At 36.9% G+C, this 15,444-nt stretch carries 11 protein-coding genes and 1 pseudogene; 11 read left to right on the top strand and 1 reads right to left on the bottom strand.

All coding sequences use genetic code 11. The features are described from left to right. Positions 1-37: 37 nt before the first annotated feature. The 5 genes from L655_RS01000000125825 (at position 38) to wecA (ending at position 5,792) form a co-directional block, all read left to right on the top strand. Complete coding sequence (locus L655_RS01000000125825) at positions 38-958, top strand: oligosaccharide flippase family protein (protein ID WP_050582223.1); 921 nt, start codon at positions 38-40, stop codon at positions 956-958. A gap of 437 nt (positions 959-1,395) precedes the next feature. Then, a complete protein-coding gene (locus L655_RS0117560; protein WP_024605763.1) occupies positions 1,396-2,469 on the top strand; it encodes an EpsG family protein in 1,074 nt (357 codons plus the stop codon). 33 nt (positions 2,470-2,502) lie between these two features. Next, positions 2,503-3,390 (top strand): glycosyltransferase family 2 protein, encoded by an 888-nt coding sequence (locus L655_RS0117555; RefSeq protein ID WP_024605762.1) that lies wholly within the window; start codon positions 2,503-2,505, stop codon positions 3,388-3,390. 138 nt (positions 3,391-3,528) lie between these two features. Beyond that, positions 3,529-4,281 carry a glycosyltransferase family 2 protein gene (locus tag L655_RS0117550; RefSeq protein ID WP_024605761.1) on the top strand — a complete coding sequence of 251 codons (753 nt, stop codon included), beginning with the start codon at positions 3,529-3,531 and terminating at the stop codon, positions 4,279-4,281. Positions 4,282-4,721: 440 nt separating this feature from the next. Continuing rightward, positions 4,722-5,792 (top strand): UDP-N-acetylglucosamine--undecaprenyl-phosphate N-acetylglucosaminephosphotransferase, encoded by a 1,071-nt coding sequence (gene wecA / locus L655_RS0117545; protein ID WP_024605760.1) that lies wholly within the window; start codon positions 4,722-4,724, stop codon positions 5,790-5,792. 136 nt (positions 5,793-5,928) lie between these two features. On the opposite strand, the gene L655_RS0117540 is transcribed toward wecA, so the two are convergent. Next, a complete protein-coding gene (locus L655_RS0117540; RefSeq protein WP_024605759.1) occupies positions 5,929-7,302 on the bottom strand; it encodes an MBL fold metallo-hydrolase in 1,374 nt (457 codons plus the stop codon). 418 nt (positions 7,303-7,720) lie between these two features. On the opposite strand from L655_RS0117540, the gene rfaH reads away from it, so the two are divergent. The 6 genes and pseudogenes from rfaH to L655_RS0117505 all read left to right on the top strand — a co-directional run bounded on the left by rfaH (position 7,721) and on the right by L655_RS0117505 (position 15,434). Beyond that, positions 7,721-8,203: a transcription/translation regulatory transformer protein RfaH gene (gene rfaH, locus L655_RS0117535; RefSeq protein ID WP_024605758.1), complete on the top strand. Its 483-nt coding sequence runs from the start codon at positions 7,721-7,723 to the stop codon at positions 8,201-8,203. 486 nt (positions 8,204-8,689) lie between these two features. After that, positions 8,690-9,805, top strand: coding sequence for a polysaccharide export protein (locus L655_RS0117530; RefSeq protein WP_024605757.1), 1,116 nt, complete (start codon positions 8,690-8,692; stop codon positions 9,803-9,805). A 12-nt stretch (positions 9,806-9,817) separates the two neighbouring features. Then, positions 9,818-10,252 carry a low molecular weight protein-tyrosine-phosphatase gene (locus L655_RS0117525; protein ID WP_024605756.1) on the top strand — a complete coding sequence of 145 codons (435 nt, stop codon included), beginning with the start codon at positions 9,818-9,820 and terminating at the stop codon, positions 10,250-10,252. 15 nt (positions 10,253-10,267) lie between these two features. After that, positions 10,268-12,498, top strand: a pseudogene (locus L655_RS01000000125820) (polysaccharide biosynthesis tyrosine autokinase). 273 nt (positions 12,499-12,771) lie between these two features. Next, positions 12,772-13,686 carry a sulfate adenylyltransferase subunit CysD gene (cysD, locus tag L655_RS0117510; RefSeq protein WP_024605754.1) on the top strand — a complete coding sequence of 305 codons (915 nt, stop codon included), beginning with the start codon at positions 12,772-12,774 and terminating at the stop codon, positions 13,684-13,686. A 32-nt stretch (positions 13,687-13,718) separates the two neighbouring features. After that, positions 13,719-15,434: an SLC13 family permease gene (locus tag L655_RS0117505; RefSeq protein ID WP_024605753.1), complete on the top strand. Its 1,716-nt coding sequence runs from the start codon at positions 13,719-13,721 to the stop codon at positions 15,432-15,434. The last annotated feature ends 10 nt before the right edge of the window (positions 15,435-15,444 follow it).

Raw genomic sequence — 15,444 nt, 5'->3', positions numbered from 1 at the left:
TGTTAAAGCTATATTATCCAAAATTGAAGGAATTGCTTTGTTAAAAAATACTCTTATATATTCACTTAGTTCGATTGCAAGTGCTGCTATCCCATTTGTATTGTTACCTGTTTTAACAAGGTATCTCACACCTACTGAATATGGTCAAATAGCAATGTTTACCATTTTTACTACCGCATTGGCTTCTGTCGTAGGTTTAAGTGTTCAGGGCGCTGCAAATAGACGTTTTTTTGATGACAATGCATCAGTACTCGAATTAGCTAAGTTTAATGGCAATTGCTTTTTTATTTTACTTGCGAGCACGTGTTTCGCCCTAGCATTTTTATTTTTAGTAGATACTTTATTAGCTGAATACTTAGGCATTCCATCTAGTTGGATTTATCTCGGGGTATTAAGTGTTTTTTTTAGTTTTGTAATTAATATACGGTTAGGTCAATGGCAAGTAAGGGGTAAGGCTAAAGCATATGGGGTATTGCAAATAACAAATGCGGTTACCGTTTTATTATTGAGTTTATTGTTTGTTATCCCATTACAGCTAGGCCCTGATGGTAGGGTTTATGGGATTATTTTGGCAAGTACTTTTATTGGTATTATTGCATATAAAACATTACATAAAGACAAGCTTGTTTTATTAAAATGCTGCCGTACAGATATTAATTATGCGTTATCATTTGGCCTACCATTGATACCCCATGTCTTAGGTGGATTTTTGTTATTATCGCTAGATAGGCTTGTTATCAATAAAGAGCTTGGTTTAGAAATGACAGGTATTTACATGGTAGCTGTTAATTTGGGAAGTGCTTTGAACATTATTTTCAATAGTATTAATAAAGCTTATGTCCCGTGGTTGTTTGAGCAGCTAAAAAGAGACGATGATAATAACAAGTTATCCATTGTAAAAAAAACGTATACATATTTTGTTTTTTTAATGATTATGGCGGNGCGCCGCCAATATTAGAGGTAATCGTTGGTGAAGAATACCGTGAAGCGGCCAATATCTTACCATTAATTTTAACGGGGCAAGTTTTTTTAGGTATGTATTATATGGTTACTAACTATATTTTTTATATTAAGAAAACTAAGTATTTATCATATGTAACTATTTTATCTGGTATAATAAATATTATATTGTTACTGGTGCTAGTTCCTCTGTATGGTATTGCTGGGGCTGCCTTTGCATTTTTAATTGCAAATTTTACTAGGTTTATATTAACGTGGGCTGTTAGTGCATTTTTATATAAGATGCCATGGAATTTGAGAATAGTAAAGTAAGCTATTCAGTATAGGGATTTTCGCGCTAATTATACTGTATAATTACTCTTCAAGAACTTCTTATTTATTTCTGCACCTAGCATTTTTGGCCTTGTGTTATTTTTTGGTATTTAAAGGTTAGAGATGCTTATTTACGCTTTATTATTTTTGTTTCTTTGTAGTTTTATCTATATAGAAAACATTAAAATAGACAAAACAAGAACACTGAGCCTAGGTGTTAAAAGTACTATTTCACTAGTCACAGTAACTTGTTTAATTGTCATATCAGCAGTTCGTTGGCATACAGGACAAGATTTTGCTACGTACTTAGCTATTTACAATTATATTCCTTCCATACTGAGTGGAGACGATATCTTCCGTGGTTATGGCAACATAGAACCAGGTTTTAAACTCTTAGCTGCGGTCGCTAAAGCATTTGATTCGCACGTGGTTTATTTTGCTCTATGTGCCGCTTTAAGCTTACTTCCATTATGCTTAGGGTTAAAAAAATTCAATAAATATAAAAAGATTACATTGTCTTATGGGGTTTTGATTTATTTTTGTTTCTTTTATATAAATTATAACTTTAACGCCATGAGACAAGCTATTGCTATGGGTTTTTTTATTTATAGCATTTCCTATATATACGAAAAAAAGTCTCTGAAAGTCTTTTTTATATCTATATTTTCTGCACTCTTTCATTCTACTGGGCTTATCATTCTGATAGGGTACATTGTTAGTCGCTTCTTTTTGATAAATTCCTATAAGAAATTCTTGTTTATTATTTTTTTATCTTTTATCGCTTATAAAGTTGATATCTTGACGCGTATTTTTATGATGGTAGGTGTTGATATAACTCGCTGGCAAGATTTATGGGGTGAGGTTAGCCTATCGTCTATAATACTAAGATTGATAATAATAGGTGTGCTTATCTTTCCTAAGCCAATATTTAAACAAGGAAGGTTAGCAGCTTTATTATTTACACTTTATATGTTTGGCTTTTTCATATACATGGCATTAGGTAGTGTGGATATGATGGCAGCTAGGTTTAATATGTTTTTTAGAGTGCTAGAGGTGCTTTTAATTCCATTGTTAATTGCTAGCTATAATTTTAAAGTTAATAAATGTGTTCAGTTTTTATTTCTATTAACTATATATGTTTTAGTTTTATATGTAACAGCTTCAACAGAAATAAATAATTATAAATTTTACTTTTAAGTCATTAAAAAGAGTAAAACCAAGAGGGTTATCATGGTATCAGTTATTATTACCACGAAGGATAGAGTTGAATTTTTAAAGAGGGCTGTTAAAAGCGTTGTAGATAATGATAAAAGACCAGATGAAATAATTATAGTCAACGATGGTGGGGCTACTATTAGTCTCTCTATGCTAAATATAGATGAAAGCGCTGAAATAGAGTTTACCATCATCAATCATACTAAGAGCTTAGGCGGTAATGTTGCTAGAAATAAAGGGGCAGAAGCATCAAAAGGTGAGTTTTTATTTTTCTTAGATGACGACGATGCATATACTCACGATAGTATCAGAACTAGATTAGAGCAATTTAACAACCAAGATGTAGGGTTAGTCTATACAGGTAAAAAATTCGTTTATAACGACGATTTAACTTCAATTGTTAGAGAGAACCACCCAAAACATAAAGGCTCTTGCTTCGAAAGTCTTCTAAAGTTAGGTAATATCATTGGTTCTACTTCATGTGTGTCTGTAAGCAGAAAGTTTTTTATTGAGGCAGGTATGTTTGATGAGAAGCTGAAGGCTTCACAAGACTATGATTTATGGATAAGAATAGCCAAGCTATCGTTAGTGGCTCACAACAATACTTCATCTATATTATATACAATACATAAAAGCAACACTCAAATAAGTGGCAATTATATGAAGTACTTAGAGGTCAGCGATTATTTAGCAAATAAATATGAAGCTTCTTTAATAAGCCTAAATTTATATGATTCTTTTTTAGCTGCTAGATATTTAAGAGTTTCTCTTGCGGCATCAAGGACAAAACCCTTAATTAGGTTTAAATACGCAGTAAAATCATTTGTTAAAAGACCCTCTATTAAAGCATTATTTATGTTACTACCAGTATCAATCACTAGCTATTTTTATACCTTGTCCTGATGATAACGCTAAAGTAATGCTTTATATAAATATAGACAGCTTAATCTCTATTTTTAAATGATTATTTTTGACAAGTGTTATTTAGAGGCGCATCGAGTTAAAAATATCGCCTTATTACATACCAATTAAGAGTTAAATATGCACCTCATTTCAATTATTACGGCAACTTATAATTCTAGTTCAGAATTACTTGAAACTTATGAGTCTATATCCTCACAAACGCTAGACAATTGGGAATGGCTTGTAACTGATGACTGCTCATCTGATTCAACATATCAATTGTTGCTTGAAATATCAGAAAAAGATAAAAGAGTAAAAGTTTATAAAAATGCCGTTAATTCAGGTGCTGCTGTCGCCCGTAATAGCTCATTAAGCCGTGCTAAAGGCGACTTTATAGCGTTTATTGATAGCGACGATTGTTGGCTTCCTAATAAGCTTGAAAAGCAGGTGGCCTTTATGGGGGATAGCATTGACTTTTCTTTTACTGCCTATGCCTTGATAGATCATCGTGGGGAGTTAATAGATAAAACGGTAGATGCAACTCAAACTGGCTTTTTTACATATGAAGACATGCTAAGAAAAAAAGCAACCTTAGGGTGCTCCACTGTGATGTTAAGGCGTAATGCTTTTTCTGATATTACTATGCCTTTACTAAGAACAGGGCAAGATTATGCAACATGGCTAAAGTTATTAAAATCAGGGGGAAACGCTTACTTATTAAATGAGGTACTAACGTATTACAGAATAATGCCTAACTCTATTTCTAGAAACAAATTAAAAAAGGCCAAGCGGCAGTGGCAAATTTATCGTGAAGTAGAAAAGCTTCCTTTTAAAAAAGCAGTTACTTGTTTTACCTTTTATGCATGGAGAGCTGTGTTCCGTAAGTCGTGATACCTGTAAAAGCCTAAACATTTAAACTTCACTCTTTGAATAGGTCTTTAGTTTACACTTTTATTCAATTCGTGTTCAGATTTTAGCTATAGAATAGATGAGTAGCCTATTGCTAAACAAAGAACTGAATAATTAAATCTGTCTAATGTAGATCGATATTAAGGCAAAGCTATTTTATTTTTAATCGTTATTGTTTAGAAAAGCACTAAAAGATTTGTAATACTTAGGTGCGTTACTAGTCAATTAAAGAAAGAGCTAGCTGTAAAGCAATGCCTAAAGCTCTTTTTTCACCAAGGAATACTGAAGCGTATTTAGGAAAATTATTTCTTTAGCTGTAATTATTTAAAAATTCAGAAACCACACTTTTAAATTTCAAGATGTTTTAAATTACCTGAAACAACCAAATTAAGTTAGCTTAATTAGTTAACACGGAACTTTATATGATTTTAGATCTTCTATTTACCTTTGTTATTGCATTCGCAATGCTATTTCTAATGCGAAAAGTAGCACGCAATATTGGACTTGTAGACATTCCCTCAGGCAGAAAAGCTCATACAGGTAATATTCCCCTAGTTGGCGGCGTGGCAATATGTATCACAATAGTTCATTACATTTATTCTCACCCAGGTATGATTAATCACGAAAACCTATTTATGCTTTGCATAACTGCGCTTACAGCAATCGGTGTTCTTGATGATAAATATGATTTAAGCGTTAAGTTTAGGATCATCATACAAACGGCTATCTCTATAGTTATGATTTACTTTGCAGGTGCTCAAATGCAGTCTTTGGGTAATATGTTCGGTATTGGAGAAATTTTTCTCACATGGCTTGGTCCTGTGATTACCGTGTTTGCAGTGATCGGCTGTATTAATGCTTTTAATATGGTTGATGGTATCGATGGGCTTCTTGGTGGTTTATCAATTGTTACATTTGGCAGCATAGCTATTTTATTATCTTTGTCGGGTGAGCAAAAACTTAGCTATTTATGTATATTGTTGGTAATTACTATGATCCCTTATATTATAATGAACTTGGGTTTATTCGGTCGTGCTAGAAAAGTATTTATGGGTGATGCAGGTAGTATGATGATAGGCTTTACTGTAATTTGGCTTTTAATTGGCGCTAGCCAAAATCCAGGTAGCCCAATGATCCGTCCTGTAACAGCATTATGGTTAATCGCAGTCCCTTTAATGGATATGGTTGCAATAATGATACGTAGAATTAAACAAAAAAAATCACCATTTAAGCCAGATAGAGAGCATTTACATCATATCTGCCAAAGAATTGGCTGCTCTCCCATGCAAACATTGGCGTTAATTTGTTTTATAGCCTCGGTGTTTGCTTCAGTGGGGATGCTGGGAGAGGTATATAATATCCCAGAGTACTATATGTTTTATTGCTTTCTAGTAGTATTTTGTCTTTATTTATATGCACTTGCAAACTATTGTAGAGTAATTAACTACATAAGGTGTAAGCTTGGGCTGCCTGAACTTACAATACAACAATAACTTGCTTGTTGTTTATAGAGTAAAATAAAGTTACATAAATACTAGAAAATCCAAATGGCACTTAAAGCTGAGTGCCATTTGAACATACTTTAACAACAGGTGCTGTGGGTTTATTTATACTTCACTGCGTGGCTCATTAACACCTTCCAATCTCTATTTTAACTTCACTACTTAACACTTCCTTGTACTTTGCTGCTAAGGCGTTTTTTGCATCATCATCGCCATGTACAATTTTTATATGGCTTGGCTTTTTATACATACCCGTTACAAACTTAATTAATCCGTTTTGATCGGCATGGGCACTGTACCCGCTAATTGTATGTACTTTTGCGTTTATAGTAATGCGAGCATCATTTATAAAAACATACCCATTACGTGGGCCATATTTTTGGATCTCGCGGCCTAACGTTTTGTTTCCTTGGTAACCTACAAACAATACATCGGTGGTTTTGTCATTTAAAAATCGCTCAAGATAGTTAACTATTCGGCCACCAGTGCACATGCCACTTGCCGCTAATATTATGGCTGGTGTTTGTCGCGAACTTAAATAGTTAATAATAGCTATGTGCTCTTTGTGTGAATCAACCGTAGTTAGGTTTTTAAAATCGAGCGGGTGCCTACCGTTTGCAACTTTGCGTTTGGCCTCGCTATCCCATAGGTGCTTAAATTTTTTGTATTGCTCGGTGAAATTGGCAGCCATAGGGGAGTCGAGTATTACGTGAATGTCTTGCCACTTAGACTTTTTAGATGAGCTATGTATGAGTTGCTCCAGCTCATATAGTAGCTCTTGTGTACGGCCAATACTAAAAGCTGGCACTAACACCACGCCATTATCGCTAACAGCGCGTTCAATAATGCTTTTTAGCGTTTGAGTGCGCTCTTTACGGCCTTGATGATTTTTATCCCCGTAGGTTGATTCAATAACGAGGGTATCGGCTTTATAGGGCGGCTTAGGCGAAGGGAGTAGCGGGGTGTATGGCGCACCTAAGTCTCCCGAAAATACAACGCGATGTTTGTTGTTATTGCTATTTGTAACATCAATTTCAACGTAGGCAGAACCTAATATATGGCCCGCACGCTGAAACCGCGCTTTAGCTTTACTGGGCCCTTTGCAAGGTAGTTCAAACCACGTTTTATAGTCAACAGCTACGATACGCTTATTTAATAAGCTTAAGCAGGCAGCTATAATTTTAGGGTCGCGGGTTACACCCACTTTTAAAGCATCTTCTATTACCAAAGGTAATAAGCTGGCCGATGCAATACTTGTAAAAATAGAGCCTTTAAAACCGGCTGCTAATAGGTAAGGAATTCGGCCAACATGGTCAATATGGCAATGGGTAACAATAAGGGCAGTAACATGGGTAATAGTAAACTCAATTGAAAGGTCGGCTTTAGAGTCTTCGCCTTGAAATAACCCGCAATCAATAAGCACACTTGTTTGCTCGTTAACTACCAGCTCGTGGCACGAACCAGTAACGCCGTTAACCGCTCCGTGGTGAAGTATTTGCATTGTGCTTCCTTGTCATCAATTTGTTACATTGAATTTTAAGGTAGAAGTAAAGCCATAATTATTCAAGGTACTAACGCTTGGGCTAAATTAATAACCTTATTTAGAAGTATGTACCCACCTGTAGGCGCGAATTTACTTCGCGCTCTTATTTATATATTTATTAAAAAATATTAATTAAAGTTTTTAATAAATTTTCGCAGCTAAACTTTTGTTTGGCCCAATCTAAACATGGCTTTATAGGTACTAAACTAGCGTTAAAGCCTTTACTCTCTTTAAACTCAATAACAATATTAATTAAAGTGAGTGGCTATTAACCACTAAGGCTTATTTACATAGAGGCTTTATGTTGGCTATAATGCCGCCGTTGTTTAGTTTGTAATTGTATTTTTTGCAATTTAGTTGTGTATTAAGGGCTACTATGGAATGTTGGTATTTAGTCGTATGCAAACCTAAGCAAGAAGAGCGAGCTAAAAGTAACTTGCAAAATCAAGGGATTGAAGCGTTTTACCCCCAATTAACTACCGAAAGGTTGGTTAAAGGTCGTCGGACCGTCAAACAAACTGCTTTATTCCCTAATTATTTATTTGTATGCCTTGATTCAAAAAATGGTAACTTTTCTGCTGTAAAAAATACCCGTGGAATAGGTGGCTTTGTGACTTATGGGGCAAGTTATCAGTTGGTTTCTGAGTACATAATTGACCAGTTAAAAAATGAACGTGCACACACTATAGAATCAAAAATACCAAAAACAGGTGATGTAGTAAGTGTTAACAACGATTCATTTAGTAATATACAAGCAATATACAAAGAGCCAGACGGTGACTTGCGCAGTATTTTACTCATTAACTTACTTAATCAAAAAATTGAAGTAAGTGTAGATAATAAAGATATTAAGCAATAATAACTAAAGCGTAGCAGCGGCTTTACGCGCGTGAATTAAAATGTAGCAGCAGCTTTATGCCGCGAAAAAATAGTTTTATATCAGTAACTAGGAACTGTAACCTAAGGGCGGAAGCGTGCCTAAAGCACTTAAAACTGTGTTGTTAAGTCTACTGTAGACGCGCAGCGTGCTGGCGTGACGAGCAAAGCTCGTAATCTTTATATTTTAGTGATCTATCATTTACCTTAGTTCACTTTATTTAATGCAATTAGATATTAATGAGCCTGGTGTTTTACTGAAAACGGCTATCAATTGAATTTATTCATAAATACCTTATGAAAATGCTGATATAATTTCAGTGCTAATTAAAACTAAGTAACAAATATTTTACAAACCATAGCCTATTGCTTCACAATAGGGCTCATGCTTTAATTAGCCTGCTAAAATACAAGTGCTCACCAAGGTTGGTGGGCAAGTGCAATATTTAAATAATTTTGGGATTCTACAATGGCGTTAAGCTGTAAATCACTCGCATCAATACTCGCAATACTAAGCATGACCGGCTGTACAATAGTACCAGGCAGCCACTTTGAAGGTATAGACTCAGGCGAGCAAACACAAAACCTCGAACAAGATCTCGAAAAAGTAAACATTCAAATAATCGACTCGCTACTAATAAATAAACAAAATCAAGCGCGTATAGCAGCTAAACCAATTTCAAGCACCGATGGTTTAAACGTAAGTAACTACGAATACAAACTAGGTATTGGCGACGTACTAACTATAGGCGTATGGGATCACCCAGAGCTAACAATACCTGCAGCAGTACAACGTACCGCAGAATTTGACGGCTTTAGAGTACAACGAGACGGCACCATTACTTACGCCTACGCACCAAATATACCCGCAGCAGGTAAAACAATAAGCCAAGTACGTAATGAGCTTGTTAAACGCCTAAGCCGAGTAATAGAAGACCCTCAAGTAGACGTAAAAGTAGTGGGCTTTAGAAGCCAAAAAACCTACGTTACCGGCGAAGTAAAGCAACCTGGCGTATACCCAGTAACCGAAATTCCACTTACCTTAATTGATGCCCTAAACCAAGCAGGCGGCTTAACAGATGCAGCCGACTGGCGCACGGTAACATTTACCCGTGGCGACAAAACAGAAGTTATTAAACTTGATGACTTTTATGCCCATGGTGACATTTCGCAAAACCGTTTATTGCAACATGGCGACATAGTGCATGTAAATCGTAACGACGCACAAAAAATATTTGTATTAGGTGACGTTAAAAAAGCAGGTTCAGTAACGCTTAACCGTTATGGTTTAAACTTGGCCGAAGCGCTAAGCGACTCAGGCGGCTTAAACGAAGCAACAGCCGACGCTAATGGCGTATTTGTACTGCGTAAAAGTGACGTAGAGCAAACTGGTATTATTGCAAACGTATACCAATTACACGCTAAAAATATAGCAGCAATGGTATTAGCTGAGCAGTTTGAGCTACAACCGCGCGATATTGTATATGTAACATCGGCACCACTTGCCCGTTGGAACCGGGTAATAAGTTTATTATTACCGTCGGTAGCATCGGTTGATAGCCTAGACGATATTTCATCAAACTAAGGGTTTTTAAAAATGTTTGATTCAGTTTTAGTGGTGTGCGCAGGTAATATTTGCCGCAGCCCAACAGGTGAGTATGTTTTAAAGCAAAAGCTTGAAGGCAAAAATATTAAAGTATCGTCTGCTGGCTTAACTGCACTTGAAGGCAAACCAGCAGATGCGAAAGCAAAACAAATCGCACTCGCACATGGCGTTAATATGGATGCCCACCAAGGGCGGCAGCTTACATCAAGTTTAGTAGCGCAAAACAGCGTAATACTTGTAATGGAAGAACGCCATTTAAACGACGTACACGTACGTTACCCAGAGGCACGCGGTAAAACGTTTTTACTCGGTAAGTGGATTAATAACGCTGAAATACCAGATCCTTACCGCCAAAGCCAAGAGGCTTTTGAACACGTTTACACATTAATCGACAGCGCGTGTAGCGCTTGGCAAAAGTATTTATAAGGAATGGCTAATTTAATGAATACCCAGCCGAATAACAGCGCTAGTAGCGCTAATAATAAAAGCACTAATAGTACACAACCAACGCAAGAAATTGATTTAATGGCGCTACTAGGCGCATTGCTCGAACGCAAATATTTTATAGTAGCTGTAACCGCACTGTTTATGTTTATGGGTGTTATTTATGCAGTATTAAGTACCCCTGTTTACCAAGCAACAGCCATGATACAAGTTGAAGACGGCAGCGCATCAGTNCAGGCATGTTCGAAAGTACATCGGCTGCAGTAACCGAAATAGAGCTACTAAAGTCGCGTAGTATAATAGGTGAAGCTGTAGATACTTTAAAGCTTGATGTTAGAGCAGAGCCTAAACTATTCCCGTTTATTGGTAGTCGCGCTTATCGTAAATTTACTCCAATGGAAGATGGCGACTTAGCAGAGCCAAGCTTTGGTGCTAATAGCTACGCATGGGGTGGTGAGAGCATAAATGTATTTAGGTTTGATGTACCGCATTTTGCCATTAATCAGAGTTTTACTCTAGTAGCGAAAAATAATAATAGCCTTGTACTTTTGGATAGTGATGGTGAGCAAGTATTAGCTGGAAAAGTCGGTGAAGAGCTTACAAATGGTAAATTTAATTTAACAGTTCGTACCTTAAACGCACGGCCAGGTACCGAGTTTATTATTAGCCGTAAAGATCGCCTTAATACTATATTGGATTTACAAAATGCAATTGGCGCAAGCGAAAAAGGTAAAGACTCAGGCATAATAAATTTAAGCTTACAAAGTACTAATCCAAGCTACGCCGAAAAAGTTCTTGATAAAGTGGCTGCAATTTATGTACGTCGCAATGTTGAGCGTAATAGCGCAGAGGCACAAAAGTCACTTGAGTTTTTAGAAGTACAATTACCTGAAATCAAAAAGCAGCTTGAATACGCAGAGCAACGCTTTAATGACTACCAAATAAAGCGTCAATCAATAAACATAACCCTTGAAACGCAAGGTGTGCTTGAGCAAGTAGTAAAGCTAGAAACTAAACTACAAGAGCTAAACTTGAAACGTCTAGAACTTGGTCGTAAGTTCAAGAAAGACCATCCTACATATCAAGGTATATTGGAACAAATAGAAGCAGTTGAAAGCCAAAAGCAAGATCTTGTCGGTGAGGTGGGTAACCTGCCAGAAACTCAGCAAGAGCTACTACGTTTAAAGCGCGATGTTGAGGTAAGTAACCAAATTTACACATTACTGCTTAGTAAAACACAAGAGCTTGATATCGTTCGCGCAGGCACTGTAGGTAACGTACGTATTATTGACTACGCCGAGGTAAATACCAGCAAGCCAGTTAAACCTAAAAAAGCATTAATAGTGGTAATGGCTACTATGCTTGGTGGCATGTTAGCCGTGGCTATTGTGCTTATACAAAAAGCAATGCACAAAGGCGTTGAAGACCCAGCAGAAATTGAAGCATTAGGCTTACCAGTATATGCAAGTGTACCTCACTCTGATTATCAAGATAAGCTAAGCGGCTTTGCTGAACGTGCGCGTAAAAACAAAACGAATAAACCAAAAAGTATATTAGCACTTGAAAACCCCGCTGATCTTGCTATTGAAGCACTGCGCAGCCTACGCACTAGCTTACACTTTGCGATGATGGAGGCTAAAAATAATATTATAGCTATATCAGGTCCAAGCCCAAGTGTAGGTAAATCATTTATATCTGTTAACTTAGCAAGTGTGCTTGCGCAAAGTGGTAAGAAGGTTCTAATTATTGATGCCGATATGCGTAAAGGCTACTTACAAACGCAGTTTGGGTTAAAGTGGGACGATGGATTAAGTGATTACTTATCTGGCCGTTTAAACCTAGAGCAAGTTACTAAACCAACCAAAGTTGAAGGTTTAAGTGTTATTACGCGTGGACAAATACCGCCAAACCCTTCAGAGCTATTAATGCATAGCAACTTTAGTAAGTTAGTTGAAGAAGTAAGCGCCGCTTACGACATTATAATTATTGATACACCACCAATACTTGCAGTAACTGACCCTGCAATTGTAAGTGCGCATTCTGGCACTACTTTACTTGTTACACGTTTTGGCCAAAATCATGTACGAGAGATAGAATTAACTCGAAATCGTTTTGAACAAAATGGCACAGACGTAAAAGGCGTTGTATTTAACGGTGTTGTTAAAAAAGCGAGTAATGCATATGGGTATTACGGCTACTACAACTACGAATACAAAAGCGATAAATGATTTATAAAAAATGGGGGCCTATTGGGCACTTTTTAGAAAAACCATGAAATCAAACAATTACAATGAGTTAGTTAAAAAAGACTGTCTCAATATGGAAAAAAGTGTCTCATTGGGTGTTAAATTACTGAGCAGTGAAAATGAAAAAATTCAAGTTTTAATGCTGTATAAGTCACAACTGGCCCTTTTATTCCTAAAAATTACCACAGCAAAAAAACAAAACTGCAATTAATTATTGAAAATATAAATATAATAGACTTAAGGTAAATAAATAATATGTCGATTTCACGAGAGAAATTAACTCACTTAAAACAGCTTGAAGCAGAATCGATTCATATAATCCGTGAAGTCGCTGCAGAGTTTGACAACCCAGTTATGCTATATTCTGTGGGCAAAGACTCATCTGTTATGCTGCATTTAGCTAAAAAAGCATTTGCGCCTGGCGTGCCGCCATTTCCATTGATGCACGTTGATACCACGTGGAAATTCAAAGAGATGATCGAATTTCGTGACTATATGGCTGAAAAAGTGGGCATGAAACTGATTGTTCATCAAAACCCAGAGGGTGTTGAGATGGGAATTAATCCTTTTGTTCATGGCAGCTCAAAGCACACCGATATTATGAAAACACAAGGCCTGAAACAAGCGCTTGATAAATACGGCTTTGATGCCGCTTTTGGTGGAGCGCGTCGTGATGAAGAGAAATCTCGCGCGAAAGAGCGTGTTTATTCTTTTCGTGACGAACATCATCGTTGGGATCCAAAAAACCAGCGTCCTGAATTGTGGAATATTTACAATGGCAAGGTGAACAAAGGCGAAAGCATTCGTGTCTTTCCGCTCTCAAACTGGACAGAGCTGGATATCTGGCAGTACATTTACTTGGAAAGCATTGAAATTCCATCTTTGTATTTGTCGAAACCTCGCCCGGTAGTTAAGCGTGATGGCATGTTAATTATGGTTGATGATGAACGTATGAATATCGAAGAAGGTGAAATTGTTGAAGAAAAAATGGTGCGTTTCCGTACATTGGGTTGCTACCCACTTACTGGGGCGGTTGAATCAGAGGCAACAACATTACCTGAAATTATCCAGGAAATGCTGTTAACCACAACTTCCGAGCGACAAGGGCGAGCCATTGATCATGATAGTTCAGGGTCAATGGAAAAGAAAAAACGAGAAGGTTATTTCTAAGCGTTATACCTAATAGTTTCTAAGGTTAAACAATGCTTTTTGTTGCAATTATATTGGCAGGCTTATTAGCTTGCCTTATATTCACTAATCTCAAGCCGGCTTTAGTGTTTATTTGTAGTGTCTTTCTATTGTATGTCGCGGGTAGCGTCACCAAAGATGTTATTCTAGCCAATGCGATAAACCAATCTGTCATTACACTTTTACTTTTGCTGATTTCATCACTTGTCTTAGAACGAACAACGATTTTACAGTGGGTGTCGGCGAAGGTTTTCCGCAGTAATTATAACTTAACTCTATTGCGTTTAGGTGCGCTAACAGCTATTAGCTCAGCATTCTTAAACAATACTGCTGTTGTTGCAACCTTGATGAGATCGGTCATAAAAAACACCGATCATGCGCCTCGTAGCTTGCTTATCCCGCTTTCCTATTTTGCTATATTAGGTGGGACATTAACCTTAATCGGGACATCGACAAACTTAATTGTTAATGGCCTTCTGCAAAGTAGAGCATTACCAAGTATTGATTTTTTTTCCTTTTTGCCGGTTGGCTTAGCTTTGTTATTTGTTGGTTTTATTGCAATTTTTATCACCAGTCGCTTTTTACCAAGTGGCGTAGAAAAAAAACGAGCGACAGAACACTACTTTATTGATGCCGAAGTGCTGCCTAGCAGTCAATTAGTTGGTCATACGGTACGTGAAAATGGCTTGCGTGCATTAGATGACCTGTTTCTTGCTGAAATTATTAGAAATAAAAAATTAATTTCTCCCGTTTCGCCAGAAATGATCATAGAGGCAAATGATAAGCTGATTTTTACAGGTGATGTAACGCAAATAAAAAAACTGAGTTTACTGAATGGTTTACAAGTTTTTGCAGCAAAAGATGACCTATTAAATAGTAACTTAACAGAAGTTATCGTGAGCAGTGAATCAGTATTGGTAGGAAGTACATTAAAATCGACTCAGTTTCGTTCGCGCTTTGATGCAGCCGTTGTGGCGATTAACCGGCAAGGACAGACACTTTCAGGAAAACTTGGCGAGCAAAAAATCTATGCAGGCGATAAATTGATACTGGCAACGGGTGATGATTTTTCTAAAAGGCAAAATATCAATAGAAACTTTTTTGTGCTATCCGATAAATTGGCCATCGAGCCCCTAAGTAAAGCGCAAAATAGTGTTGCCATTCTAGGTTTTTTCGGTGCAATCATAATTGCCTCAATAACACCGTTTCTTCTGATAGATACCTTAACGTTTTTTATCGTGATAGCGATTACAACCAAGCTTATTGACAGCACAACTATCAGGCATCGGTTCCCATTTGATTTATGGATTATCTTAATTTGTGCGCTCACCATTGCCAATGCGTTCATTGACTCAGGGCTAGCAAATGTTTTATCTGAATATTTGTATCAAATATTAGGGACTTCATCACCGTATGCGGCTTTAGTCGGGTTGTTTGTACTTACAGTGATATTAACGGAAACGATGACCAACAGTGCGGCTGCCGCTATTATGTTACCGATTGGTTTAGGGCTGGCAAGTGTTTATCAAGTTAATATAATGCCCTTTGTGATGGCTGTGGCTTATGCCGCAAGCGCATCTTTTATTAGCCCTTTTGGTTACCAAACTAACTTAATGGTCATGAATGCAGGCAACTATAAGGTGAAAGACTTTATGTGCGTTGGCTGGCCGATCACGCTTTTATATAGTTTAACGGCACTTATATGCATTCCTATCATCTTCCCATTCTAAACTGATGGCA

The organism is Pseudoalteromonas sp. TAE79, assembly GCF_000498015.1.
Lineage (GTDB): Bacteria > Pseudomonadota > Gammaproteobacteria > Enterobacterales > Alteromonadaceae > Pseudoalteromonas.
The sequence above is the reverse complement of the archived record's forward strand: the minus strand, read 5'-3'. Positions and strand labels throughout refer to the sequence as shown.

What these genes read in the sequence shown, in the direction of transcription:
- L655_RS0117505 (WP_024605753.1), top strand. Translation starts at nt 13,719, where the DNA reads ATGCTTTTTGTTGCAATTATATTGGCAGGCTTATTAGCTTGCCTTATA.
- L655_RS0117555 (WP_024605762.1), top strand. Translation starts at nt 2,503, where the DNA reads ATGGTATCAGTTATTATTACCACGAAGGATAGAGTTGAATTTTTAAAG.
- L655_RS0117530 (WP_024605757.1), top strand. Translation starts at nt 8,690, where the DNA reads ATGGCGTTAAGCTGTAAATCACTCGCATCAATACTCGCAATACTAAGC.
- rfaH (WP_024605758.1), top strand. Translation starts at nt 7,721, where the DNA reads ATGGAATGTTGGTATTTAGTCGTATGCAAACCTAAGCAAGAAGAGCGA.
- L655_RS0117540 (WP_024605759.1), bottom strand. Translation starts at nt 7,302, where the DNA reads ATGCAAATACTTCACCACGGAGCGGTTAACGGCGTTACTGGTTCGTGC.
- wecA (WP_024605760.1), top strand. Translation starts at nt 4,722, where the DNA reads ATGATTTTAGATCTTCTATTTACCTTTGTTATTGCATTCGCAATGCTA.
- L655_RS0117525 (WP_024605756.1), top strand. Translation starts at nt 9,818, where the DNA reads ATGTTTGATTCAGTTTTAGTGGTGTGCGCAGGTAATATTTGCCGCAGC.
- L655_RS0117550 (WP_024605761.1), top strand. Translation starts at nt 3,529, where the DNA reads ATGCACCTCATTTCAATTATTACGGCAACTTATAATTCTAGTTCAGAA.
- cysD (WP_024605754.1), top strand. Translation starts at nt 12,772, where the DNA reads ATGTCGATTTCACGAGAGAAATTAACTCACTTAAAACAGCTTGAAGCA.
- L655_RS0117560 (WP_024605763.1), top strand. Translation starts at nt 1,396, where the DNA reads ATGCTTATTTACGCTTTATTATTTTTGTTTCTTTGTAGTTTTATCTAT.